Origin of the sequence: Vibrio quintilis, from assembly GCF_024529975.1 — a bacterium.
In the GTDB taxonomy this organism is placed as follows: domain Bacteria; phylum Pseudomonadota; class Gammaproteobacteria; order Enterobacterales; family Vibrionaceae; genus Vibrio; species Vibrio quintilis.
Genome location: NZ_AP024898.1, coordinates 266153 through 290549 on the forward strand (window position 1 = coordinate 266153; position 24397 = coordinate 290549).

The window sequence follows — 24397 nt, forward strand, 5'->3', positions numbered from 1 at the left end:
TTTTTATGAAAAGCCAGATCATTTCAGCTTTAGCTGAACATGCACAACACCATGGCGATCGAGCTGCTTTTACCGGCAGAAGCCACACCGGTGCTGCTTTGGTGCTGACTTATCGTCAGCTATGGGAACAGGTTCAGAAATATGCGGCATATTTTCAGCAGCATTCTGCCCGCTGCATTGCTATTTATGCCGAAAACAGTCCGGCATGGCTGGTGGCCGATTTAGCGGCTATGTATGCAGGCATTCCCTGCTTACCGGTGCCGAAGTTTTTCAGCCGCCAGCAAATTAAACATGTTTTATCTCAGACTCAGGCGGATGTGCTGGTTTACGATCAGCCGCTGGCAGACTTTTCTGCAGGGAGTGAAGAAAAAATCTGTGATGAGTTATTCATCGGGCACCGGGCTCTAGCGCCGGTCTCTGAATCTGTGCCGGTGATTTTACCGGGGACAGTCAAGATTACGTTTACCTCCGGTTCTACCGGGCAGCCGGAAGGGGTGTGCCTGAGCCAGCAGAATCTGGATGAAGTCACCCGGAGCCTGGCGGAAGCCATCTGCCCGTGTGAAGGATTAGAAAAGCATCTGGTGATGCTGCCACTGTCGACCCTGCTGGAGAATATCACCGGCGCTTATGTGCCTTTATATCTTGGCGTGACATCTGTCGTGCCGGATGGCAGCTCGGTCGGGTTGCGTGGTTCAAGTCAGTTTGATGCGTTGCAGTGGATGCAAATGTTACTCGAATCCCGGCCAGACACTATGGTGCTCACACCGGCACTGCTGCATGCACTGGTGACGTTAAGTCAGCACCATGCTGAAGTGGTTTCTTCGCTAAAGTTTGTTGCAGTCGGCGGGGCGCATGTGCCGGAGTCCGTGCTGGAGCAGGCGCGCCGGGTGGGTATTCCGGCTTACGAAGGCTATGGTCTGTCTGAATGTGGCTCCGTGGTGGCGCTCAATACGCCGCAGTATGACCGGCCCGGAAGCTGCGGGAAAGTGTTGCCGCATGTTCAGGTCCGGATCGCTGAAGATGGCGAAGTGTGGGTGAAAGATGGCATTGCACTCGGTTATCTCGGACAGCCATTCGCTCAGACCTGGCTTGCAACCGGTGATTTAGGTGAACTGGATGCACAGGGGCATCTGTTCGTCCGGGGCAGAAAAAAGAACCAGATAATTACCAGCTTCGGCCGGAATATTTCTCCGGAGTGGATCGAAGCACAGGCACAGCGCTGGGAAGCGTTGAGACACTTTTTTGTCACGGGGGAATCGCAGGAACGCTTATCCGCAGTGTTGGTTACCCGTGATGTGCAGGCCGCTGTGGAAGCGGTTCAGGCCCTGAACGACACCCTGCCGGATTACGCGCAGGTATGCCAGCTGATTTTTATCAAAGACCCGGAGACTTATCTGTCCTTTCTGACGGCCAATCAGCGCCCGAGACGGACAGTGATCGAACAACAGACACAAACATGGCTGAAAGAACCCGGTTTATACCGGGACACGATCGCCATTATCACACTGAATTCAACGATTGACACTTTAGAGGTATCCCTATGAGCCATTTTTTTGCCACTTTACAGGAAGCAACCCGCCCGGCGAGAGAAGCCATGCTGAGTGCACCGATTGTCGCCGACTGTGAGTGCGGTGATATTTCCCTGCCGCAGTATCATCAGTTCTTAGCGCAGGCCTATCATCATGTAAAACACACGACACCACTGTTGATGGCCTGTGGTGCCCGTCTGGGTGAATCCCATGAGTGGGTCAGAGCTGCGGTTGCAGAATATATTGAAGAAGAAATTGGTCACCATGAGTGGATTCTGAATGATATTCAGGCGTGTGGCGGTGATGCGGATGCCGTACGCAACAATCAGGGCGAAGGAGCAATGGGCATGCCGATAGAGCTGATGCTGGCTTATCTGTATCACAATATCGATCGCGGTAATCCGCTGACCCTGTTTGGCATGGTATGGGTGCTGGAAGGGACCAGTGTCGGAATTGGTGCTCAGGTCGCCAGACAGGTCAAAGAAACGCTGAACCTGCCGGATGAAGCGCTGACGTATTTAACCTCTCACAGTGAGCTTGATCAGGAACACATCCGCTTCTTTGCGGAATTGATGGATAAGATTGAAGACCCGCAGGAACAGGCGGTGATTATCGAATCAGCTAACATGGTGTTCCATCTGTATGGTCAGATGCTGCACTCACTGACAGCTGCGGCTTAAATGAATCCGGGAGTGAATGAAGATGCATTTAATCAACAGACGATCGGGAATGGTTTCAGTGGCGCTGGCAGCTTTTGCCTGCACACTTCCGGCTCAGGCAGCACCGGATGAACAACTCAGTTCCATCCAGAAAAAATGGGCAGAATGCCAGTATCAGTCAAAAGATGAAGATAATCAGATTTACTGTATGGAAAATCTGGTGAAAATGAGTGAAAAAGCGCTGAAGCAGCAGCCGGAACGGCCGGATTTAAAAGTCTGGCTGGCGATCAGTCAAAGCTCACTGGCAGGGGCTGATGGCGGGATGGGCGCACTTTCTCTGGTGAAATCAGCTAAAGTGTTACTTGAGGAAGTCATTGAGCAGGCACCGGACACACTGGCCGGGTCTGCCTATACCAGCCTGGGGTCATTATATTATAAAGTACCGGGGTGGCCGATTGGGTTTGGCAGTGATAAAAAAGCAGAGAAGATGCTGAAAAAAGCGCTGACAATTAATCCGGACGGTATCGACCCAAACTATTTTTATGGTGATTTTCTGGCGGAAGATGGCCGCAAAAAGCAGGCAATTGAGTACCTGCAGCGTGCCGCAAAAGCGCCGCCCCGGCCGGGCCGGGAACTGGCAGATAAAGGACGGCAGGCAGACATTGCCAAACGTCTGAAAGATTTAGGTGTGTAATGAGATTATTGTTAGTCGAAGATGATGTACTGCTCGGTCAGTCAATGGTCACGGCACTGAGCCGTCAGGGGTATACCGTTGACTGGCTGGAGCGCGGCAGCGGTGTGGTTACGGCGTTAAAAACCGAGCAGTTTACTGCTGTGATCCTGGATTTGATGCTGCCTGATATCGGTGGATTTGAAGTGCTGAAATCCATTCGCCGGGCCGGATATTCAGTGCCGATTATGATCTTAACTGCCCGCGATGAAATTCAGGACCGGGTGCGCGGGCTGGATGGCGGCGCGGATGACTATCTGGTGAAGCCATTTGCCCTGGAAGAATTGCTGGCCCGGCTGAGAGTGATGATTCGCCGCCTTTCCGGTGCCACTGACAGCCAGATTGAAGTTGGTGATTTGGTTCTCTCGCTCGACCGGCAGTCGGTTTCCTGTCAGGGAGAAGAGCTGAAATTAACCAATAATGAATTTAAGATTCTGGCCTCGCTGATCAACCATGCCGGCAGAGTAATGAGTAAAGAACAGTTGCAGCAATCCCTGCACGGCTGGGACGAAGGTGGCAGTGATAATGCGATTGAAGTGCATATTCACAATCTGAGAAAGAAAGTACCGGGCAATGTGATTAAAAATATTCGTGGTGTAGGGTATATCATTGAAAAATAAGCAACCGAAAAGCTATTCGATTAAAAAACGGGTGACATTCTCTGCGATTGTGATGTCGTCGATGTTTATTCTGATCTCATTACTTTTCAGTTACCGGACATCTCACCACGAAATATTAGAAGTTTATGATGCGCGTCTGGGCCAGACAGCGAAATTGTTTTTATTGCGCATGCCGGCGTCTGATTTGCACCTGAATGACAGCGATAGTAAACAACACCTGGAAAAATGGATGAAAGATATTCAGATTTCCAGTCACAGCGAGAGTGATGAAACCGCGTATGGTCATCCTTATGAGCAGAATCTGGTGATTCAGTTTTATCGGGATGGTCAGCTGATGTGGAGTTCGCATCCTGATTTTCATCAAATCAAGCATGATCCGTCATTTTCCGGTTTCGGTTACGTTGAGATTGACGGCGAGGAGTGGCGTTACTTTGAACTGCCGATGCGTGAGCATCAGCAGCATGAATATATTATCGTGGCTGAGAGGCAGTCGGTACGTGATGAAATGATGAATGAACTGGCGTTGTCGACGCTGATTCCGCAGCTGGCGCTGATTCCCTGTCTTGCTTTTCTGATGTTCTTTTTGATGGAACGGAATTTTGCCCCGGTCACAGAACTGAAAAAGGCCATCGGTAAACGCAGTGTCAGCAAGCTGGATACGATTGAAGTCAGCCGGCCGACGGATGAACTGTCGGCACTGGTGAATGCACTGAACCGTTTGTTAGCTGAGCTCGAACAAGCCTGGAAGCGGGAGAAACGCTTTACCCGGATGGCTGCCCATGAGCTGAAAACCCCGCTGGCGATTTTGCGGCTGAATGCAGAGAATGCGTTGATTTGTGATAAAGAAGAAGATCTGAAATCAGATCTGCAAAACATTTTACAGGGAATTGAACGTTCCGACCGCCTGATCCAGCAGTTGCTGACCTTAGCCCGGGTTGAAAATCTCCATGAAATTGCTCTGAAAGAAGTCGATCTGAAAAAGCTGATGCAGCGTGTGATGGGAGAACTGGCGCCGCTGGCACTGAAAAATCAGCAGGAGATGTCGTTTTGCGGCGATGTTTGTACGATTCGTGGCGATGAATCTTTACTCGGTATTTTGCTGAGTAATCTGGTGGATAATGCGATTCGTTATTCGGGGCAGGGCAGCCAGATTATGGTCAGAATTGAAGATGGTCCTGAACTGGCGCGGGTGTTTATTTCCGATACCGGTGAAGATGTTTCACCGCAGGCGCGTGAGAAGTTGTTTGACAGCTTTTACCGTTCGAACCGGGAAAAAGGTGATGGTGCCGGTTTGGGTTTGTCGATTACCCGGGATATTGTCCGCCTTCACCACGGCAGTGTGATCTTAGAGCCAAGAGCGGATGAACTGAATACATTCGTCGTGTCTCTGGCGAAAAAGCCGGATGCTGCTCCGGTCATCTGATATATCCAAACAACCTGCATCTTCAGGTTGTTTGGATATAAACCCTGTGTGTCTGTGTTTGACGGGCAAATCGTTCGTTCAACAATACACAGTCATTCATCATCAAATATATTTTTAGTGAATCAAAGTAACACAGCCAGCCGCTCCGGCGAAAAGGTGGTGGGGTAAGTTGCGCCTGATAGATAAGGAGAATTCTGAATGAAGCTTGAAAACAAGTTGATATTACTGACCGGCGCATCCGGTGGGATTGGCCGTGAACTGGCGACTGCACTTGATCGGGCAGGTGCCAGGCTTTGTCTGGCCGGACGGAATGAACAAAAGCTGACAGCGTTAAGAGACGCGCTGCCTCATGCGTCCCGGCACGTCTGTCTGGCGGTTGATCTGACGCAGGATGATGATCTGGAACGGCTGAATCAGCTGGGTTTGCAATATCAGCAGCAGGAGCAGGGGTTCGATATTGTGATTAATAATGCCGGTGCCAATCAGTTTGCCTGTCTGAGTGACCGGTCGGTGCAGTCGGTGCGCCATGAACTGAACCTGAATCTGACCGCGCCGGTACTGGTGAGTAAGCTGGCCTGCGGGTGGCTGAATCGTCCCGGCATTATTATGAATATTGGCTCAGCTTTTGGTGGGATCGGTTATCCGGGATATTCGGTTTACTGTGCGGCGAAGTCCGGGGTTTATCGCTTTAGTGAAGCACTGGACCGGGAACTCTATGGCTCAGGAATCCGGGCTCTTTACATTGCTCCGCGTGCGACAGACACCGGCCTGAATTCGCCGGAAGTGAAAGCCATGAATCAGGCACTGAACAACCGGAGTGATTCACCGCAGCTGGTTGCCAGGAAGGTGGTGGCGTCTTTAGAGCAGGAGCTTGCTGTACGTTGGATCGGCTGGCCGGAAAAGCTGTTTGTGCGGGTGAATCAGATTCTGCCCGGCGTTGTCACGCAATCGATTCAAAAGCAGCACGCGAAGATAATGAGTTATCTGAGAAATTAACGGACGCCGTTTTCAGGGCAAACAGATCAGGCAGAATTTGTGTGATCAGAGAAACTTTTCAGCAGGCTGATGGCCGTGGGCCGGTCTGAATTTATCTGGAAGTGAGAGAATCTGCACGTTTTTTGCTCAGTGTATGACATTAAATGTGAGAAATTGTTGACCGGAAATGCGGTGAATCCACCAGCATGTTTGTCTGAAGCAGATGCGGTGATCTAACAACGCGGGCTTAAATATAATAATAAAATTATAAACACATTCGGGGTTGTGATATTGCAACCCCTTTTTTTATCGCCAATTTTTGCTTGTGATGACCCGGCTTATGGTTGCTTTTCTGATTAAAAAAGATGATAAAAACTGCAGGTAAAAAAAAAGCCAATCACATGGTGTGATTGGCGATAAATTTTGTGTGAACAATTCGTATTCACTAACAACGTCAGTTGGCTAGGTAGCCCCCGGCTTAAAAAGGGCTAAACCAATCTTAATAAAGCAAGCATTGGGCCAACTTTTGAAAAGCCGTCAATTCATGGTTTTCTGTTATTTTTTGGTCATCAAATCGTCATTGTTTTGCAAATTGCAAATGCAAAATGAGAATGTTGCACAAAATGCTAGTGATATATTCCTCATATGCATCAGATTTTCATTTGATTCAAACCGACGTTTTCCCACTGTTTCATGACTATACCCAAGCAACCTGAAGATGAACCCTGCATCTTCAGGTTGTTTGGGTATATACTTTGAAGATATTTCCGGATATTTGAAGCGCCTGGGAAGTGCCTGGCGTGGGATGGGCGTCTGGCTCAGACAGTTGGCAGGAAACGGCCGTACATTTCTGCTACCCTGAATTTTGGGACCAATATCATTACAGCCGGACTCTGAGTTGAGTCTCTGTTGATAATCTGTTCCAATAACGATTCGTTAATCGGCATGAATGAAATGATCGGTTGATTCGATTGTTGTTACTCAATAGCAAGGGAGAATACCGTTGAAGTCTTTGTTAGCCCTGCTCGGCGTATTACTTTTAGTTTTAAGCGGCTTCTTAATTTACAAAGGTTATGAGGATTATACCAATCCTAAACTGGTTTATGGAAACTGGCTTGAAATTAAAGTGTTAGGCGATCGCCGTGACGTGATCAGGTTTGATAAGCAAGGTGTTTACCGCAATAACCACCTGATTACAACGAAGTTTGAGTATGATGGAAAAACCATCCGCTTTAAAACAGGAGGTTCAGAAACAATTTATCAACTGAGTGGTACGGAAAACTCGCCGCAGCTGAAGCGGGTTGAGCCCAGCCGGCCGATTCAAACCTTAATTAAAGAAGGTTACGAACATACACTGAATAAACCCAGTGCTCTCAGAATGGTTCCCCGCCGGACGCCGTTTGGCGCCGGCGACGATGACGCCGGGAAATAATCAATCATCCCGGTGAGTACCGGAGATATTTTCTGCATTGAATGCTGGCTGCATCCTTGACCAGATGCGTTCAGTTTTTCTTCTGTTCCCTGTTTCCTCCGGTACTGCCTTAAATATCAACAGACTAGTGATAGTCGCTCTTTTTTGTTAACTTTGCGTTTTATTTCAACTCTTGTGCTTTTTATGGATCAATGGCTCACTAAAATTCAGGCATTATCTGTCTGGCAAAACTGGGATAACAGTATCGTCCTGATCACACTGGCAAGTCTTGTGCTTTGGGTTGGCTGGCGTTTGCTGTATAGCCGCCTGAATATACTGACTGAGAAAACCCGGGTCGACTGGGATAATTTATTACTGCACGCTTTGCAGACCCCGGTGACTGTCTTAATCTGGTGCTGGCCTGCCAGTATTTCTCTCGGCTTATTGCTGGACGATATGGTTGAGAGTGAACTGAACTGGCTGCTGACATTAAAGCAGATGTTATTCATCCTCTGTTTCATCTGGGTGTTTCTGCGGCTGATTAATAATATCGAGCACCATGTTTTATCGGCGAAGAAGCGTGATGAAACCACCGTCCAGGCGATTGCCAAAATTTCCCGTCTTGCCTTTATCCTGACTGGTTTACTGTCTCTGATGCAGACGTTTGGGCTCAGTTTATCCGGGTTACTGACATTTGGTGGTGTCGGTGGTCTGGTGGTCGGTCTTGCAGCGAAGGATTTACTGTCTAACTTTTTTGGCGGCATGATGATTTATTTTGACCGCCCGTTTAAGGTCGGTGACTGGATTCGTTCTCCGGATCGTTCGATTGAAGGCACTGTTGAACGAATTGGCTGGCGGATGACGATTATCCGTACCTTTGATAAGCGTCCGTTGTATGTGCCGAATGCAGTTTTCAGTAATATTGTGGTTGAAAACCCGTCACGGATGCTGAACCGGAGAATCTATGAGACGATTGGCTTGCGCTATGATGATGCTGCAAAAGTTTCGTTAATTATTGAGGATGTCAAAGCGATGCTGACAACGCATCCGGACATCGACTCAAGCCAGACACTGATTGTGAATTTCAATGCATTTGGCCCTTCATCTTTGGACTTCTTTATTTATACCTTCACTAAAACGGTGAACTGGATAAAGTATCATGAGGTCAAACAGGATGTTTTGCTGCAGGTGATGGACATCATTCATCAACATGCTGCTGATATTGCTTATCCGACCCAGACGCTGAAGCTGGAACCGGAAATGACCACAAAGGATGACGGACGCTATTTCAACCCGGAAGGGTGAACCGTCAGGGCCAGATAAAATAAATCCGGCGCACGTTTTGTGCTCCGGATTCGTTTTGACCGCAGTTCAGCAAAATCACTTCGCCGGGCTATTTTCTCATTGAATTCAGTTTTGCCTGCGCAATCCCGAAAATTGAATTGACCGGATAGCTGCTGTCTTCGGTGGCGACTCCCGCCGGTTTCCCGGTGAAAATCTCAATCGCTTCTGTGACATGTTCAATCGCCCAGATATGGAACTCTCCTTTATCAACAGCGGTTACAATATCTTCCCGCAGCATCAGGTTATGGACGTTTGCTTTCGGGATGATCACCCCCTGATCGGGATGGCGGCCTTTAATTTTACACACATCGAAAAAGCCCTCGATTTTCTCGTTCAGTCCGCCGATTGGCTGGGCTTCACCAAACTGGTTCATTGAACCGGTTATGGCAATATTCTGGTAGTTTGGCTGTTTGGAAAACGCAGAAACAATCGCACAGAACTCTGCCATGCTGGCACTGTCACCGTCGACGCCACCATAAGATTGCTCGAAGGTGATGGTCGTGGTCAGCGGGACTTTGGCATTTTTTCCAAGCACTGAATGTAAATAAGCCGAAAGAATCATCACACCTTTTGAGTGCAGGCTGCCACCTAAGTCAACATTGCGCTCTATATCGATGATTTCGCCGTCACCGTAGCAGGTGGTTGCCGTAATCCGGTTCGGCATGCCGAAGGCGTGATCGCTGGTACTGAGCACTGATAAAGCATTCACCTGACCTACAGCTGTTCCTTCGGTCCGGATGAGCATGGTGCCGTTGAGAAAACCTTCCATGATATTGTGCTGGATCCGGTTTACCCGCAGCTCCTGATTATGCAAAGCTTCATTGACATGACCAACCCGGATCATATTCGAGTTGGCCTGTCTGGCAACAAAATTGGACTCGCGCAGTAAGTTGGCAATATGAGCGGAGTGCAGCGACAGTTTGTTTTGATCACCGGCAACTCTTGAGCTTTGCTCAATGATTCTGGCGATGGCTTTACGGTCGCAGTGGAGCATATTGTTGTCATGCACGAAGCTGGAAATGAACCGGGCATACTGAAGTTCAGAGTCTGGTGTTCTCGGCATTTCGTCTTCGAAATCAGCCGTGACGCGGAACAGTTCGCTGAATTCCGGATCATAATGAGCAAGCAACTGGTAAGTCCGGTAATCTCCGAACAGAATAATTTTCACATTGAGCGGAATGGGTTCCGGATCAAGTGAAACAGCGCCGGTTAATGTCACTTCTTTTTCCAGAGAGGTCAGGCTGAGCTGACGTGAGCGCAATGCCCGTTTTAAACCATCCCAGACATACGGACGTTCCAGTACTTTGATTGCATCCATCAACAGCACACCACCATTGGCCCGGTGCAGACTGCCCGGCCGGATCAGTGAGAAGTCAGTAAAGACGGTGCCTTTAAAGGTTGCGGTTTCGATGGAGCCGAATAACGAGTGATAATTGGGGTTTTCTTCGACCACGATTGGGAAATGATCGTCAGTATGGCTGACCAGCACATTGATTTTATAACGACGCGGCAGCTTTTTATCCAGTGATGCCGTTGCCATGTCGCCCTGTTCGTTGCTTTCTTCGAGGAAGATTTCAACATTTTCAATGATGTCTTTTTTCAGTTCGGTCAGATACTCTTTAACCGGCGCATACTCGCTGTAATCTTTTTTCAGCTGTTTGATGAAATGAGTCAGCACTTCTCCGGTGACTTCATCATTGAGCTTCTTGATTTTCTCGGTATAGGTTTCTTCCCATTCGGAGAGTTGCCTGACCATGTTCCGGAGTTTGACTTCCAGATCATCAATGGCCTGACTAAAGTTTTCCTGCTCTTTCAGAGTGAGGGCTTCAAAGGTTTCTTCGGTATGCAGCTCTTCTCCGTTCAGCGCCACGAACTGATAGTCGCCCTGCGGGGTAATCGTCAGATTGATATTGCGGGCCTTGGCTTCTTTGCTGATTTGCTCAAGTTCAGTTTGTTGCTTGGTTGTCAGCTGATTTTTCAGTTGTTCGGCACGGCTGATATACAGCTCATTATCAAATGCCAGCGGAATTGCAACCACCAGTTTTTCGATCAGTTTCTCAATGTCATGACGTAATTTACCGCCGATGCCCCGGGGCAGTTTCATCACTTTGGGTGTGCGGGTTTCGTTGAAATTCGCAACGTAGCACCAGTCGTACAAACCACCATTTTCATGCTGATGACGGTTGAGGTAGCGCAGTATCATGGTCCGTTTGCCCAGGCCATTCCGTCCTATCGCATAGATATTGTATCCTTTCTCCTGGATCGACATTGCAAACTCAACGGCTTTCTGTGCCCGTTCCTGTCCAATAATCTCATCTATCGGGCTTAAACTTTTTGTTGACTTGCTGGTGAGTTTTTCCAGCCGGGCAACATGATATAACTGTTCTGTTTGTAATCGGTCGATTGCCATTATCCCCTCACTTGAAACATACGTGATATGTTTGCGTCCATGCTCGTCTTTGTCAGGCAGATGACTTGCCCTGAGATACCCAAACAACCTCCATCTCCAGATTGCTTGGGTATAAGCATATATTCAGACAGCCTGAATGTAACAGTGTAAATGCAATTTTGTGCATTTTTAGTGACTTACTGCTAATTCAGATTTGAGTGAACAAATTATCGCCAATGTTCGTGCTTTTAGGGGCCGGGTATCCGGCAAAAGAAGACTTTGCTAATTATTCAGGACTCAGTAGACTAGCGAACCCCATTTGTTTTTTTCCGGGATAACATGAAGATTCCCGGCTGGATTGAAACAGACGATGTTGAAACAGACTGTACAGACAGAACAAGCCGGTCAGCCCGGTTCAGGATTGGCCCGCCAGCTTTTTGTAATGACATGGCCGATGGTTTTTGGCGTTTTATCCATGATGAGCTTTCAGTTAATTGATAGCATTTTTATCTCTCAGCTGGGGGTTTTGCCGCTGGCCGCTCAAGGTTTTACCATGCCGGTTCAGATGGTTGTGATCGGACTTCAGGTCGGTCTGGGAATTGCGACGACTGCCGTGATTGGCAGGGTCTCCGGTCAGGGGAAAGCGCAGTATGCGAAACAGTTAGGTGGCCTGATTCTGGTGATTGGCAGTCTCAGTGTCGCGGTGTTGGCTGCGGTGATTTTTCTGGTCCGGGATCCGGTGTTGCATTTTCTGGGGGCCTCTGATGATATTTTCCCGATTATTGATCTGTACTGGCCTTACTGGCTGGTGAGTGCATGGTCAGGCGCAACCCTTTATTTTCTTTACAGTATTTGCCGGGCGAATGGTAATACGATTCTTCCCGGCTCAATGATGGTTGTCACCAGTCTGCTGAATCTGGTGTTTGATCCGCTGTTCATATTCACGCTGGATCTGGGGCTGCCGGGCGCAGCACTGGCGACTATTGTCTCATTTGGCTTTGGCGGCTTGATTGTGACGATCCGCATCTGGCCGAAGCGCTTATTGTCTTTTGTCTGGCAGGGTATGGATATCGCGGCCAGCATCCGGATGATTTTACAGGTGATGGGGCCTGCGACTGTCAGTCAGCTGTTACCGCCTTTATCTGCGATGACCGCCACCAAAATTATTGCCGCTTATGGTTCAGCGCCGGTTGCGGCATGGGCGATTGGTTCCCGGTTCGAATTTTTCTCTCTGGTGGTGGTGCTGGCTTTAACCATGGCGATGCCGCCGATGGTTGCACGGTTTCTTGGTGAAAAGAAAGTTGCAGATATTCGCCAGCTGATGCGGATCGCTGTGTGCTTTATTGTGAGTTTTCAGGTGGGGCTGGCGGTCATCAGTTTTGGTTTGTCATTTTTTGCGGTTGCGTGGATGTCTGATGATCCGGCGGTTCGTCAGCTGTTGGGCTGGCACCTGACCTATGTGCCGGTGAGTCTGGCGCCTTTGGGTGTGTGTATGCTGGTGGTTTCCGTTGCTAATGCACTCGGGCGTTCTTATACCGCGCTGACGATTTCTGCACTGCGCCTGTTTGTTTTCTTTTTACCCTGTTTATGGATTGGTGCGCAGTTGTTGCAGCTGAAAGGCATTTATATTGGTGCGCTGGTGGGGAATGTTCTGGCCGGGACAGGTGCCTGGCTGATGTATTGCCGGATGATTCGCCAGACAGAGGCGCAAAATAATCAGGGCTGATCGTTTGATCAGCCCTGAAGATATTCTGTCATCATGAAAGATGAACCGGGACGCCGGATTAAGCCTGACGGCGTTTTTCTACCGCCGCCGCCAGCTGGCGCAACACAGTTTCTGTATCGTCCCAGCCGATACAGGCATCGGTAATTGACTGGCCGTAAGTTGCAGCGCGGCCATCCACCAGATCCTGACGACCTTCAACCAGATGAGATTCAATCATCACACCGAAAATGGTGTTTTCGCCACTGGAAATTTGTGCAGAAACATCGTCAGCAACGACCATCTGACGCTGATATTGTTTGCTGCTGTTTGCATGGCTGAAGTCGATCATTAATTTCTGCGGCAGTCCGGCTGCGCCCAGCTTCTGCTTGACTTCCTGAACGTGTGCTTCGCTGTAGTTTGGCTCTTTACCACCGCGTAAAATGATGTGGCAGTCCGGGTTACCGTCTGTTTCCACAATGGCGGAATGACCGAATTTAGTCACAGACAGGAAGTGGTGTGAAGCGCTGGCTGAACGAATTGCATCGGCCGCAATTTTGATATTTCCATCGGTGCCGTTTTTGAAGCCGACCGGGCAGGAAAGTCCGGAAGCCAGTTCACGGTGAACCTGTGATTCAGTCGTTCGTGCACCAATGGCGCCCCAGCTGATCAAATCTGCAAGATATTGCGGAGAAATCATGTCCAGAAATTCGCCGGCGGTTGGCATGCCCATATCTGTCAGATCTAACAACAGTTTACGGCCAATTTTCAGCCCTTCGTTGATTTTGTAAGTGTTGTTCATGTACGGGTCGTTGATCAGACCTTTCCATCCGACAGTTGTTCTTGGTTTTTCGAAGTATACACGCATGACGATTTCCAGTTGATCGCCAAGCTCATCACGCAATGTTTTCAGGCGTTTACCATATTCAATCGCTGCTTCCGGGTCATGAATAGAACAAGGGCCAATGATAACCAGTAAGCGATCATCTTTATCATTCAGAATATTGTGAATGGCTTTACGGGCATTAAACGTTGTTGATGCAGCAACATCGGTTGCCGGAAACTTTTCTAAAATTGCAACTGGCGGCAGTAATTCTTTAATTCGTTTTATTTTTACATCATCAGTCTGAAACATTCTGTTCTTTTTCCTTTTTCATCTCTGTCGGTGCATCGGTTACTGACCAACCTTTGCATTACCCGCTTGGTACGTTCGAATGCCTGTAAGTTATCGGGTTCAGATTGATGTTGCAATCATTTTTTTTTATAAAATGCAATATTAAAGCCTTTTTTACACTGAAGTTAATTTGTAAACTATTTTATACACTCAGTTCGTACTTCAGCGGGAATATCATGACTTGTTGGAGAGAAGATCTCATTTGATATGTAAACACCTAAAATTTGTCTATTATTTATCGATTGCGTACGCACAATTGTTGTGAGTTTTATCATAAACTCTGCACACTCAATTTTTGAAGAATCAGTGAAAAGGTAGCCTGCTTTATGGTTGAACAACTAAATCAGTGGTTGGAGAGAGATCCCGACCCGAAAACAAAAGAAGAGTTGAACAGGTTAATCAGCGAAAACCAACAGGAAGAGTTGAATGATCGGTTTAAAAGCAGACTGGAATTTGGTACTGCGGGGTTGCGGGGAAAAGTCGGATGCGGACCTAACCGGATGAACCGTCTGGTGATTCAGGAAACTGCTACCGGGCTGGGACATTATCTGATTGCGAATGTTGAGCGCGCCAAATCGCGTGGTGTGGTGATTGGTTATGACGGCAGGCTGGATTCAAAAACATTTGCCAGTGATACAGCGTCCGTTCTGACGGCGCTGGGAATTAAGGTTTACCTGACAGATAAAGTCACGCCGACACCTGTCGTGGCTTTCGGTATTCATCAGTTAGATGCCGCGGCAGGTATTGTGGTGACTGCAAGTCACAACCCGCCTGAATACAATGGTTTTAAAGTTTACTGGGAAAATGGTGCGCAGATTATTCCGCCGCATGATCAGGGCATTGCGGCGGAAATTGAGCGCGCCGCTGTTGCGCCGTTATCCGTGTTACCACTGGCACAGGCTGAGGAACAGCAGTTACTGGTCTGGCTGGGAGATGATTATTACCGTGATTATCAGGATGCGATTGCGCAGCAGCCACTGTTGCAGACCAGTGTTGCTGCTCAGGATCTGGTGATCACTTATACGGCGATGCATGGTGTTGGTGCGCCATTTGCTGAAGCGATGCTTGCGTCTGCCGGTTTTACCCAGGTTCATAGTGTGGCTGAGCAACGTGAACCGGACGGCCACTTTCCGACTGTGAATTTCCCGAACCCGGAAGAGCCCGGTGCCATGGATCTGGTGGTTAAACTGGCGCTGACTGAGCGGGCTGATCTCGCCTGTGCCAATGACCCTGATGCGGACAGGTTTGCTGTTGCAGCCTGCACGAAACCGGGAGAATTCCGCATGTTGTCCGGCGATCAGGTGGGTGTGTTGCTGGCGGATTATGTGTTGCAGAAGCATCAGTCGCAACCGGGGGCTTGCCGTGATGCGCTGATTGGTAACACCATTGTTTCTTCCGGGTTACTGGAGAAGATAGCTCAACAAGCGGGTGTCACTTACTTTAAAACACTGACCGGCTTCAAGTGGCTGACTAATGTTGCGATGGAGAAAGAAAGTGAGCAGCAGCCGTTCCTGTTTGCTTATGAAGAGGCATTAGGATATACCATCGGCGACCAGGTCCGGGACAAAGACGGGCTGTCAACGCTGGTTGTATTTGCGCAGATGGCCGCAGCACTGAAGCAGGCCGGTCAGACTGTTTGGGACCGGCTGGAGCAGATTTACCGTCAGCATGGGTTGTATGTCACAGCGCAGAAAAGCCTGGCATTGTCACCGGATATGCCGCCGGTGGGTGAAGTATTACGGGTGAATCCGCCGTCGATGATCGCCGGGCGTAAAGTGCTGATGACGGAGGACTATAAAACTTCCGAACGCCGGTTTGCGGATGGCCGGACCGAAACCATTGACTTACCTGTGAGTGATGTACTGGTTTATCATCTGGAAGGGCAGGGTAGGGTAATTGTCCGTCCGTCCGGCACCGAGCCGAAACTCAAGTGCTACTATGAACTGGCGACGACGATGAAAGATGATGAATCATTTGATGAGGCGCAATTACGCGCGGATGAGCAAATGACGATGCTGATTTCCGAGCATCAGCATTGTCTGTAGCCTGTGAAAGGCGGTGAATCTTTTTTAATTTCTGCGGGGTCTGTGAATACCACAGACCCCGCAGTTTTTTTGTGATCACTGAGCCGCAGGTATTATTCTCCTCCGGTGATATGATGGGGTTGATTTGAGAGACGCATAGACTGAACGGACAGAGCCGGAGCTGTGACTCGGTAATCTTTTTCAGCTGCGTATAAATCATCCTGATAGGCCAGGCTGCCCCACATTGCATTGGCATGGGCCCGTTTAATAATACCTTTCTCAACCGGTGCGGGGGTCAGTTTTTCTGTGTGTGGATCGAATTGATAGGTCGCGGCGGGCTTGCCGGGCTGAAACAGCACCACCTGATGATCGGCAGTCATCCAGCCGAAGTTTTTATCCCGCTGCATCAATGCCCGCTGTTTTTCTTTGGGGACCGTCCGGGTCAGGTCAAAACCAATCATCGGATGTTTGCTGCTGATGCCGGCCAGCGACAGCATGGTCGGCGCCAGATCGAGCTGGCTGACCAGCCGGTTATCCAGCCGGGGCGTGATGCCATCACCTAAAATGATGGCCGGAATATGGAAATGAGCGACCGGCAGCGGTGTCGGGCCATAAGTCCGGGCATCGTGATCGGCAACAATCACAAATAAAGTATTGTGCCAGTAGTTGGACTGGCGGGCTTTCTCAATAAACTTTCCAAGTGCGTCATCTGCATATTTTACTGCATTTTGAACCGTATTTGCCGGTGTATTATAAGGCTTGATTCTGCCGGCCGGGTACTCAAACGGGCTGTGGTTCGAGCTGGAGAAAACCAGACTGAAAAATGGCTGGTTTTCAGCACTGAAGCGGGAGAACTGCGCATCTGCTTTCTGGTAGAGATCTTCGTCTGAAGCACCCCAGGAGCCAACAAATGCCGGTTGGCTGAAGGTTGGGAAATCTTCAATCCGGGTAAATCCGTTGCCAAGGAAAAAACTTTTCATATTATCGAAGTGGCTTTCGCCCCCGTAAATAAACTGGGTGGTGTAGCCCTGCGATTTCAGTAAATCCGCAACGGAGAAAAAGTGATGCTGACTCTTGCCCAGCTTCACCACTGAACGGGACGGTGTGGGCGGAAACCCGCTGACAACAGCTTCAATCCCACGTACGGAGCGGGTACCGGTTGCGTACATTTGTTCAAAAGCCCAGCCTTGTCGCATCAGTTGATCAAGATGAGGCGAAGCATCGATACCGCCGAGGCTTTTCACAAACTGCGCGCCGTGGCTTTCCAGCAGCAACACCACAATATTTTTTTTCCTGTCCGGATAAGGCGTGATGTGATTTGCCAGCGTGGGCTGATGATCTGAAACGAAGTCCTGTTGACTGACATTCATCGACTGACGAATTTCACGGATAATGTCTGCTTTAGCCATTTTGGGATAAAACTGAAAAGCACTGGCTTCATCAGAAATCTGTTTGGTCGCAAACAGCACCGAATACGATGAGTTGAGGGTTAAATCGTTGAGCAGCGGATCGGTCGAAAAAGCAACCATCGCCGGATTCAGAGGCCGGTGTCCCAGTGTTGAGCGCGCGCCGGCAATCCCGCAGGCTAACACCAGAATTGCCAGCACCGGACGCCAGTACCAGCGAACGGCGCGGATGTTGCTGGTCCAGCTTTTGGTTTTGCGCCAGATAAAAACTACAGCGAGTATGGTGAAAGCTGTTCCGGCTATCAGCGGTAGCTTATAGCCATGCCACAGCATGGTGAAGACTTCTTTCGGATAAGCGAGATATTCAATAAACAACCGGTTGGGTCTGAGATCGTATTCGGCAATAAACGTCGGTGTGGCGACTTCCATAAAGATAAGAAACATCAGGCCGCCGGTGAGCCAGAACCGTAAAATAAGTGGCCAGAAAGGTTCCAGCCTGCGGATACCGGACAGCCAGCACGAAAGGAATGCCGGAACAATCAACAGCCAGCAAACGGTGGCGATATCCACTCTGAGACCATTGAGCAGTAACTGCGTCCAGGCATCATTGTGCGCTACCCGGTCAAACTGCCACAGGGCCAGTCCGGTCCGGAACAGGGTCAAAAAAATTAAGGCAGTGAAACCGGCAGTCAGGACTGCAAACAATGGTCCCGGTGATTTTTTCATACAGCATCCCTTTCAGTTAAATCTTCAGTCAAATCATCAGCGTGGCTGGGTTCAGGGTATTGCTGGTTTCTTAAGAAACACTTAAGAGTTCTTCGTAAATGAGAGATTTATTTATAGATAACTGTATTTGTATACAGTATTTTTATTGTGTATAAGAAATGACCTGTGCTAACCTGAAACGAAAAACTGCCCCGGATAACCTTCAGTTGACCGGGGAATAAAAAAGTCAGGCATTCACAGGAGGAAAGGTCATGGATTCAACAGCATATATTGGTCCTGATGGCGCACCGCGCTGTCGCTGGTGTGGCGCAACGGAAGAATTTCTTGATTATCACGATAAGGAATGGGGGTTTCCGGTAGCAGACGATCAGCGACTATTTGAAAAATTATGTCTGGAGAGTTTTCAGTCCGGTTTAAGCTGGCGAACGATTCTGGCAAAACGGGAAAATTTCCGTGAGGCTTTTGATCAGTTTGATATTCAGCGTGTGGCCGGATTTACCGCTGAGGATGTTGAAAGACTATTGCAGAATGAAGGCATTGTACGCCACCGGGGGAAAATTGAAGCGGTGATTAATAATGCCCGGTGTGCGTTAAAGCTGATTGAGCAGGAGGGATCGCTGGCTGCTTATTTCTGGCGTCATGAGCCTGATCCTGCCACATTGCCGCCACCACAAACGGTTTCTCAGTCACCGGTGTCTGTTGAGATTTCAAAACAGCTGAAAAAAATGGGATGGAAATTTGTCGGCCCGACAACCATTTATGCTTTTTTGCAGGCGATGGGGATGATCAACGATCATGAAGAAGGCTGTGTATTCCGGGAAAAGGTTGAACAGGCAAGAGCGGCTTTTCAGCGTCCTGTCTGAGGTATATAGCCAAACAACCTGAAGCATGCATCTTCAGGTTACCTGAGTATAATCATGTCGAAACTCATCATGAGCTGAAAGCCCCGGAATCGCGTTAAACTTTTTATTTCACAGGCGGCACTGGTCAGGCACTGAATTGTCTCACTACGAGCCGGTTTGGTGCCTTATATTAGCGATTTTTGGCTTTTTAACTTATTGATTTTTAAATGTTTGTTTTTGTATGAAATATCACTGCCAAATGATAGCCTCTGAGTGGTTAAAAACAGGAGGTATACATGAACAAAACTGATGAAGTGTTCCGGCAGGTTGATTTTTCCCATCAGGATTTGAGTGATTCCCGGTTTAATCGATGTAAATTTTATCAGTGTAATTTTCATCATACGGATTTGCGGGACGCCCACTTTATTGATTGCAGCTTTATTGAAAAAGAAGCGATTGAAGGATGTTATTTCGGGCAGAGCGATCTGCGGGATGCATCCTTCAAAGGGTGTCAGCTTTCCATGTCAAACTTCTCCGGAGCAAACTGCTTCGGGATAGAATTCCGCAATTGTGACTTAAAAGGTGCGAACTTTACCCGCGCTGGTTTTTCACTCAGGGTCAGTCATCAAATGGTTTTTTGCTCTGCTTATATCACCGGCTGCAATTTATCCTATGCCAATTTTGAACGGCAAAATATCGAGAAATGTGACTTATTTGAAAACCGCTGGATCGGTACCAACCTGCAGAATGCCTCGTTAAGGGAATCCGATTTAAGCCGCAGTGTTTTTTCAGAGGACTGCTGGACGCAGTTTCAGATGCAGGGCTGTAACCTCAGCCATTCAGAGCTCAGTGGTCTGGATCCACGCAAAGTCGATCTGACCGGCGTGAAAATCTGTGACTGGCAGCAGGCGCAGTTGCTGGAACCGCTGGGCGTGATTGTGCTGCCGGATTAACGATACCGAGCCATTTTCACTTCAGAGAATTTCCTTTTTATTGATGAGGTTAATACTCTGATATCCTGCAGGTAGTTTTTCGCCGGATTTTGCTTTAGCATCACGCCAGCAACTGTACCCCAATCATCTGTTTCTTCAGGTAATTTGGGTATACTTTCCTTATTTTATATGACTTCAGGGATGATGATGAGTGACAGGCTCAGTTATTTAATTGAATGTTCCAGAGCAGCCCGCGAAGAGATTCTTTTCCGGGTGAAGCACCGCGATACATGGTTGAAATTACAGTTGATTGTTCAGGCGATGCTTTGGGCAATTTCCAATAAAATTCAGGTGGGTTCCATGGCCTCGATTGAGTCTGTACCTTATGTGCTCGCATTATCTTTTCCGGTCTCACTGGTGCTTGTCAGTTTGTATATTGTCGAAGACGGATTAATCGACCGGCTGTCAAAATATGTGGGCAGTTTATCTGATACAGAGCAACGGCTGTCCGGTAGTGACAATGAAATTGCGTGCTGGGACGCTTCTTCATTTCTGTCCGGTTATACAAAAGGGAAGGTTACCGGGCTGAATATCCGGTTATTGGCGCAGTTCACTGTCTTCTTTGGTCTGCCGCTGTATTTAGCTGCGTTGTCTTATATTAATGAAACATGGCCTGTCTGGCTGATGACCTCGCAGGGTGTTATTGCAGGTGCCATCCTGGTGATTATTGTAATGAGCTATCACCAGCGCAGGCAGAATCAGTTGTGATATGTTCATACAAAAAACGGGGCAGTCATTCCCGCCCCGTTTTCCTGCACAATCATCAATCATTGCTCAATCAATGATTCACCGTCTTACAGACAAAATTCTCTGCTTTTTCTGAATCACCGCTGCCTTTATAAACGGCAATTTGCGGATAAGGGCAGAGTGGGCTGACTCTCTGGACTCCATACGTTCGCTCTAAAGCCTATTTTGAGCAACGACTGGTCATATCAATATTGTGAAACATATAAAACAAAACTAATTCATATTAGTTTATTGTAACTGGTTGTATATTGTGTTGTTTTATCAGACCTGAATATTCACAAACTAACAGAAGGAATTTGGTATGCCAGTTGTGATGCCTTTTGATGGCGCTACGTCGAGCGAACTATTTAAGAACAACCTTTCCAGTCCTTATGGACATTATTTGTTCGGAAATAATCAACACTGGCACGGAGGCATGCATTTCACTGTTGATAAGCCGGTTCAGGCGATTGCTGAAGGAAAATTGATCGCTTTCAGAATGATGAATGATTACCTGACACATAAAATGTATGAAGAAAAGGATAAGTTTGTCAGTCTGAAGTACAGTAATTGTTTTGCACTGATTCAGCATCAGTTTGAAACATCTAAAGGTGCCAGACTGAACTATTACTCACTTTATATGCATTTGTTGCCTGTCAGTGAAATGGTCAAAGCAGGATATGATATTCCTGCCTTTTTAAAAACAGATAAAGGTCAGCCTCAGGATGCTTTGATAACAACGGATGAAGATATACCTTCGGGAGGATTAAATATTAGGGCGCCCGATAATGGGCGTGTTATTACTACGGCTCCTGTGGGGAGTGAGCTTGAACTATTAACAGTCCCGGCTGATTTGGCAACCAGTTCTGAATATAAAAAAATTTATCAATATATAAAGGCCGGGAAAAGCTATTATAAACTGGCAAAATTTACCGATGCCGATGGTCATATGTACAGCCCTGTTTATGCCTGTCTCGATTCTTCCAGAGCCAGAATTTCCGGAACTAAAGCTACAATTCTGACAGCGGAAGATAAAATTGATTACAGTAAAACAAAGCCCAAACCAGCCGTAACTAAAGGCTTAAATATGCGATATGGGGGAGCTGGTGGCCGGGTTATGCGAGTCATTGCTAAAGATACCAAAGTCAAAGTCATCGTGCCTGAAAAGGGGGACTGGGCAAAAGTGACTGAAATAGGAGGACAGGCTGCCCCTGATAATGGGTATATTTATATTAAGCCGAAGAAAGATAAGAAAAAACGGGTTACTTTGGATAAAAATGATGTTGATGAATCATTACTGGGGAGTGTGCAAATACCGGATGCAGAGATTGCAGTGAAAGATTTAATCGGCTATCCCGGTGCTAATTTATATGATCAACATTGCCTGCATTTCGAAATATTTACCGACGACTCTGTCGTGGATTTTATCAAAAATCTGAAGAATGAAGGTGATAAAAATATTCTTAAAATTCCCAGAGGTTCACGCCTGTATCAGTCCCGAAAGGTTCCGGAGAAGTATTTACAGAAAACCGAAGTTAAAAAATGGACAAAAATAGAGACATTACAGGATGTGACGGCAGGCGACTATACCAAATTTAAGTGTTCGGGAATGCTTGCTGTTTTGAAAAGAGCTCAGTTAGGTAATTATCATTCTGCGACCCGGTCATATGAATTGTTAACTGAGCAATCAGAGAACTATATGGATGCCTTTGGTGTAGCATTATCTGCATCAGCTAAATTAACATTCATTGATTATTGTACGGTATCAGGTGAAACAACAAGCGATAAAAATACGGCATACCGCCTGATTTGCTTAGAGTGGGATACCAGCCAGCATAAGACATACTGGACCGAGAATAATGCACTTCATTTTATTACTGAGAACGGGATTAGTTTCACAACTGAGCACATCAGTAAACTCTATCACGAAAACCCCGGTTTATATCAGTTCGATGAGATTAAAGATACGCCAGCGACAACATTGACGCTTTCATCCGGGATATCTGAAACTAAAACCGGGTTACCATCGACAGATGATGTATATATGGATTTATCCGAATGTGAGTTCCGTCTTGACCGGGATGGCAATGAATGGGTGGCCACGACACTACCTTTTGATCGCAAAGGCTCTTTATATTTATATCTGTTGCCTGATGGTATCGGAAACTGTAATAGTTTGCGTCCTCATACACAAAAGGGTTGGGTTCGATATGACAGAACCGAGCTTCTCTCTTCATTTAGCTGGCCGGGTTTCAGAATAGCGAAAGAGTCAGGGGTTGGCAGTAAAGATGCATTGATAGACTTTGACAATCTGAACCTGTTTTTCCAGAACCTGATTCAGGTGATTGACAGCGATCAGGATCAGGTAATTTCTCATAAAGAGTTACAAAAAGCATGTCAGGATCCGTTGCTGGCAGAACGAATCAGCCGGCTGATTGTACAACATCCGACGGAATGGCAAGCTGATGCCTCATTGAGTAAATGGCAACATTTGAAAGAATTACTGAATTCTGACAAAGCCTTTGAAGCAACAAAAGAACATATCAGCAAGATAATTTGGTGGGATGAGGTGGAAGGGTTACCGAATGCTGAGAAGGTATATCATTTGAATCCGGTGAGTTTTATTAAGCAGCTTTTATTGATTGGGAAGTGGTATCCAATTCAATATGAAAATATTTATGCTCATAGAATGAAAGCTTACTCCAAAAAGTTGATCAAGCCTTATAGTTATTTGAACTATCCCCTTGACAAGTCTGAAGGTCGGATCCGTGGTAATTCAAGAGTCGCTGGCGATATATCTGAAAAGAATCAAAGAAAAGTAATTAATTATTTGTATGAAACGTCTAAGCGATTAAAGTTTACAAAAGATCAAGCTGCAGCTTTTATTGCTACTGCAGCTATTGAATCTGGGTTTAATCCTGATGCTGCTGCAGGTACTTCATCTGCTGCGGGAATTGGGCAATTTATCAAAAAAACAGCAGGAGTATATGGAATGAAGTGTCCTGAAGATTGTTTTGATTATCAGAAAAATATTGATGCATTGGGGCAAATATTTAAGAATGAATATATGGTATATTCTTCCAGAGATGGATACCAAGATCAGGAAGGCGCAATTATGCTCTATGCCTACCATCATGATGGACCGCATCCGAAGGATGATGGGTTGGGTATCAAATTGGCAAAAGATGAATTTACAAAAAAATTTAAAATTGTGCTACGTAGTATAGAATGGTAATTAATATGAAAATAAAAATAGTCCTAACAGTATTGTTAATGTTATTTACGAATTCAATATATGCATCAATATTGGATGAATTACAACAAGTAAAAAATCAGCCTTGTCATTCAAAATCAGATAATGAAAGGGTTCATCTTTTTGAATGTGAAAAAGAGAAAGTGACTAATTTAAAGCATCTATTAAATAAAATAGAAAATCAATTCAGAGAACAAATAGGGAAAAGTAAGGAAAATATTTCCGGAAAAAAAGAAAAAATGAAACTCTCGTTTGAAAAGTCAGTTAAGTTATGGGATGAGTATTTCAAAGCACAAGATCAATTTGCTTCTGATTTCTTATGGGCAGGCACGCCTGATGATAATTTATATGCAGCTTATGGTGCGAGAAAAAAAGTCATTGAAAACCGTATTCTCACTCTTCAGGATGTTTATGAAAATTATTTTGTTTTTGATGATGAAGAATAATAACTTTCCAATTATATTTTTTTTAT

At 46.9% G+C, this 24397-nt stretch carries 18 protein-coding genes and 1 pseudogene; 15 read left to right on the forward strand and 4 right to left on the reverse strand.

Annotated features, from left to right (window positions below; translation table 11 throughout):
* Window positions 1-5 precede the first annotated feature (5 nt).
* The 8 genes from OC443_RS19800 (at window position 6) to OC443_RS19835 (ending at window position 8652) form a co-directional block, all read left to right on the forward strand.
* Entirely contained in the window at window positions 6-1544 is a 1539-nt protein-coding gene (locus OC443_RS19800) for an AMP-binding protein (protein ID WP_073583511.1), read from the forward strand.
* The gene (locus tag OC443_RS19805) at window positions 1541-2209 is read left to right on the forward strand and encodes a TenA family transcriptional regulator (RefSeq protein ID WP_073583497.1); all 669 of its coding nucleotides are present in this window, start codon (window positions 1541-1543) and stop codon (window positions 2207-2209) included. Before OC443_RS19800 ends, OC443_RS19805 begins: the two co-directional genes overlap by 4 nt.
* A gap of 22 nt (window positions 2210-2231) precedes the next feature.
* Window positions 2232-2882: a tetratricopeptide repeat protein gene (locus OC443_RS19810; RefSeq protein ID WP_073583745.1), complete on the forward strand. Its 651-nt coding sequence runs from the start codon at window positions 2232-2234 to the stop codon at window positions 2880-2882.
* A complete protein-coding gene (locus OC443_RS19815; protein WP_073583495.1) occupies window positions 2882-3538 on the forward strand; it encodes a response regulator in 657 nt (218 codons plus the stop codon). Before OC443_RS19810 ends, OC443_RS19815 begins: the two co-directional genes overlap by 1 nt.
* Window positions 3528-4961: a sensor histidine kinase gene (locus OC443_RS19820; protein WP_073583493.1), complete on the forward strand. Its 1434-nt coding sequence runs from the start codon at window positions 3528-3530 to the stop codon at window positions 4959-4961. The genes OC443_RS19815 and OC443_RS19820 overlap by 11 nt, the downstream gene beginning before the upstream one ends.
* A gap of 198 nt (window positions 4962-5159) precedes the next feature.
* A complete protein-coding gene (locus OC443_RS19825) occupies window positions 5160-5957 on the forward strand; it encodes an SDR family oxidoreductase (protein WP_073583491.1) in 798 nt (265 codons plus the stop codon).
* Window positions 5958-6939: 982 nt separating this feature from the next.
* The gene (locus OC443_RS19830; protein ID WP_073583489.1) at window positions 6940-7368 is read left to right on the forward strand and encodes a DUF2850 domain-containing protein; all 429 of its coding nucleotides are present in this window, start codon (window positions 6940-6942) and stop codon (window positions 7366-7368) included.
* Between the two features lie 183 nt (window positions 7369-7551).
* The gene (locus OC443_RS19835; protein ID WP_073583487.1) at window positions 7552-8652 is read left to right on the forward strand and encodes a mechanosensitive ion channel family protein; all 1101 of its coding nucleotides are present in this window, start codon (window positions 7552-7554) and stop codon (window positions 8650-8652) included.
* Window positions 8653-8740: 88 nt separating this feature from the next.
* Here OC443_RS19835 and OC443_RS19840 read toward each other — a convergent pair whose 3' ends face one another.
* Window positions 8741-11101, reverse strand: a complete 2361-nt coding sequence (locus tag OC443_RS19840; protein ID WP_073583485.1) for a Lon protease family protein — start codon at window positions 11099-11101, stop codon at window positions 8741-8743.
* Between the two features lie 349 nt (window positions 11102-11450).
* Between OC443_RS19840 and OC443_RS19845 the strand changes: the two genes are divergently transcribed.
* The gene (locus OC443_RS19845) at window positions 11451-12806 is read left to right on the forward strand and encodes an MATE family efflux transporter (protein ID WP_073583483.1); all 1356 of its coding nucleotides are present in this window, start codon (window positions 11451-11453) and stop codon (window positions 12804-12806) included.
* 58 nt (window positions 12807-12864) lie between these two features.
* On the opposite strand, the gene aroG is transcribed toward OC443_RS19845, so the two are convergent.
* Complete coding sequence (gene aroG, locus OC443_RS19850; protein WP_073583481.1) at window positions 12865-13917, reverse strand: 3-deoxy-7-phosphoheptulonate synthase AroG; 1053 nt, start codon at window positions 13915-13917, stop codon at window positions 12865-12867.
* Between the two features lie 365 nt (window positions 13918-14282).
* Here aroG and OC443_RS19855 point away from each other — a divergent pair, with 365 nt between their 5' ends.
* Window positions 14283-16001, forward strand: a complete 1719-nt coding sequence (locus tag OC443_RS19855; RefSeq protein ID WP_073583479.1) for a phospho-sugar mutase — start codon at window positions 14283-14285, stop codon at window positions 15999-16001.
* Between the two features lie 92 nt (window positions 16002-16093).
* Here the strand turns inward: OC443_RS19855 and OC443_RS19860 are convergent, their stop codons facing one another.
* Window positions 16094-18112 (reverse strand): LTA synthase family protein, encoded by a 2019-nt coding sequence (locus OC443_RS19860; protein WP_073583477.1) that lies wholly within the window; start codon window positions 18110-18112, stop codon window positions 16094-16096.
* Window positions 18113-18363: 251 nt separating this feature from the next.
* Here OC443_RS19860 and OC443_RS19865 point away from each other — a divergent pair, with 251 nt between their 5' ends.
* The 3 genes from OC443_RS19865 (at window position 18364) to OC443_RS19875 (ending at window position 20654) form a co-directional block, all read left to right on the forward strand.
* Complete coding sequence (locus OC443_RS19865) at window positions 18364-18975, forward strand: DNA-3-methyladenine glycosylase I (RefSeq protein ID WP_073583475.1); 612 nt, start codon at window positions 18364-18366, stop codon at window positions 18973-18975.
* 275 nt (window positions 18976-19250) lie between these two features.
* On the forward strand, window positions 19251-19907 hold the full coding sequence (locus OC443_RS19870) for a Qnr family pentapeptide repeat protein (protein WP_073583473.1): 657 nt from the start codon (window positions 19251-19253) through the stop codon (window positions 19905-19907).
* A 186-nt stretch (window positions 19908-20093) separates the two neighbouring features.
* The gene (locus OC443_RS19875; RefSeq protein ID WP_073583471.1) at window positions 20094-20654 is read left to right on the forward strand and encodes a hypothetical protein; all 561 of its coding nucleotides are present in this window, start codon (window positions 20094-20096) and stop codon (window positions 20652-20654) included.
* 70 nt (window positions 20655-20724) lie between these two features.
* Here the strand turns inward: OC443_RS19875 and OC443_RS26425 are convergent.
* Window positions 20725-20823 (reverse strand): annotated as a pseudogene (locus tag OC443_RS26425) (hypothetical protein); the annotation flags it as partial.
* Between the two features lie 171 nt (window positions 20824-20994).
* Between OC443_RS26425 and OC443_RS19880 the strand changes: the two are divergent.
* Window positions 20995-23907: a transglycosylase SLT domain-containing protein gene (locus tag OC443_RS19880; RefSeq protein ID WP_073583469.1), complete on the forward strand. Its 2913-nt coding sequence runs from the start codon at window positions 20995-20997 to the stop codon at window positions 23905-23907.
* A gap of 5 nt (window positions 23908-23912) precedes the next feature.
* Window positions 23913-24371: a hypothetical protein gene (locus tag OC443_RS19885; protein ID WP_143169331.1), complete on the forward strand. Its 459-nt coding sequence runs from the start codon at window positions 23913-23915 to the stop codon at window positions 24369-24371.
* The last annotated feature ends 26 nt before the right edge of the window (window positions 24372-24397 follow it).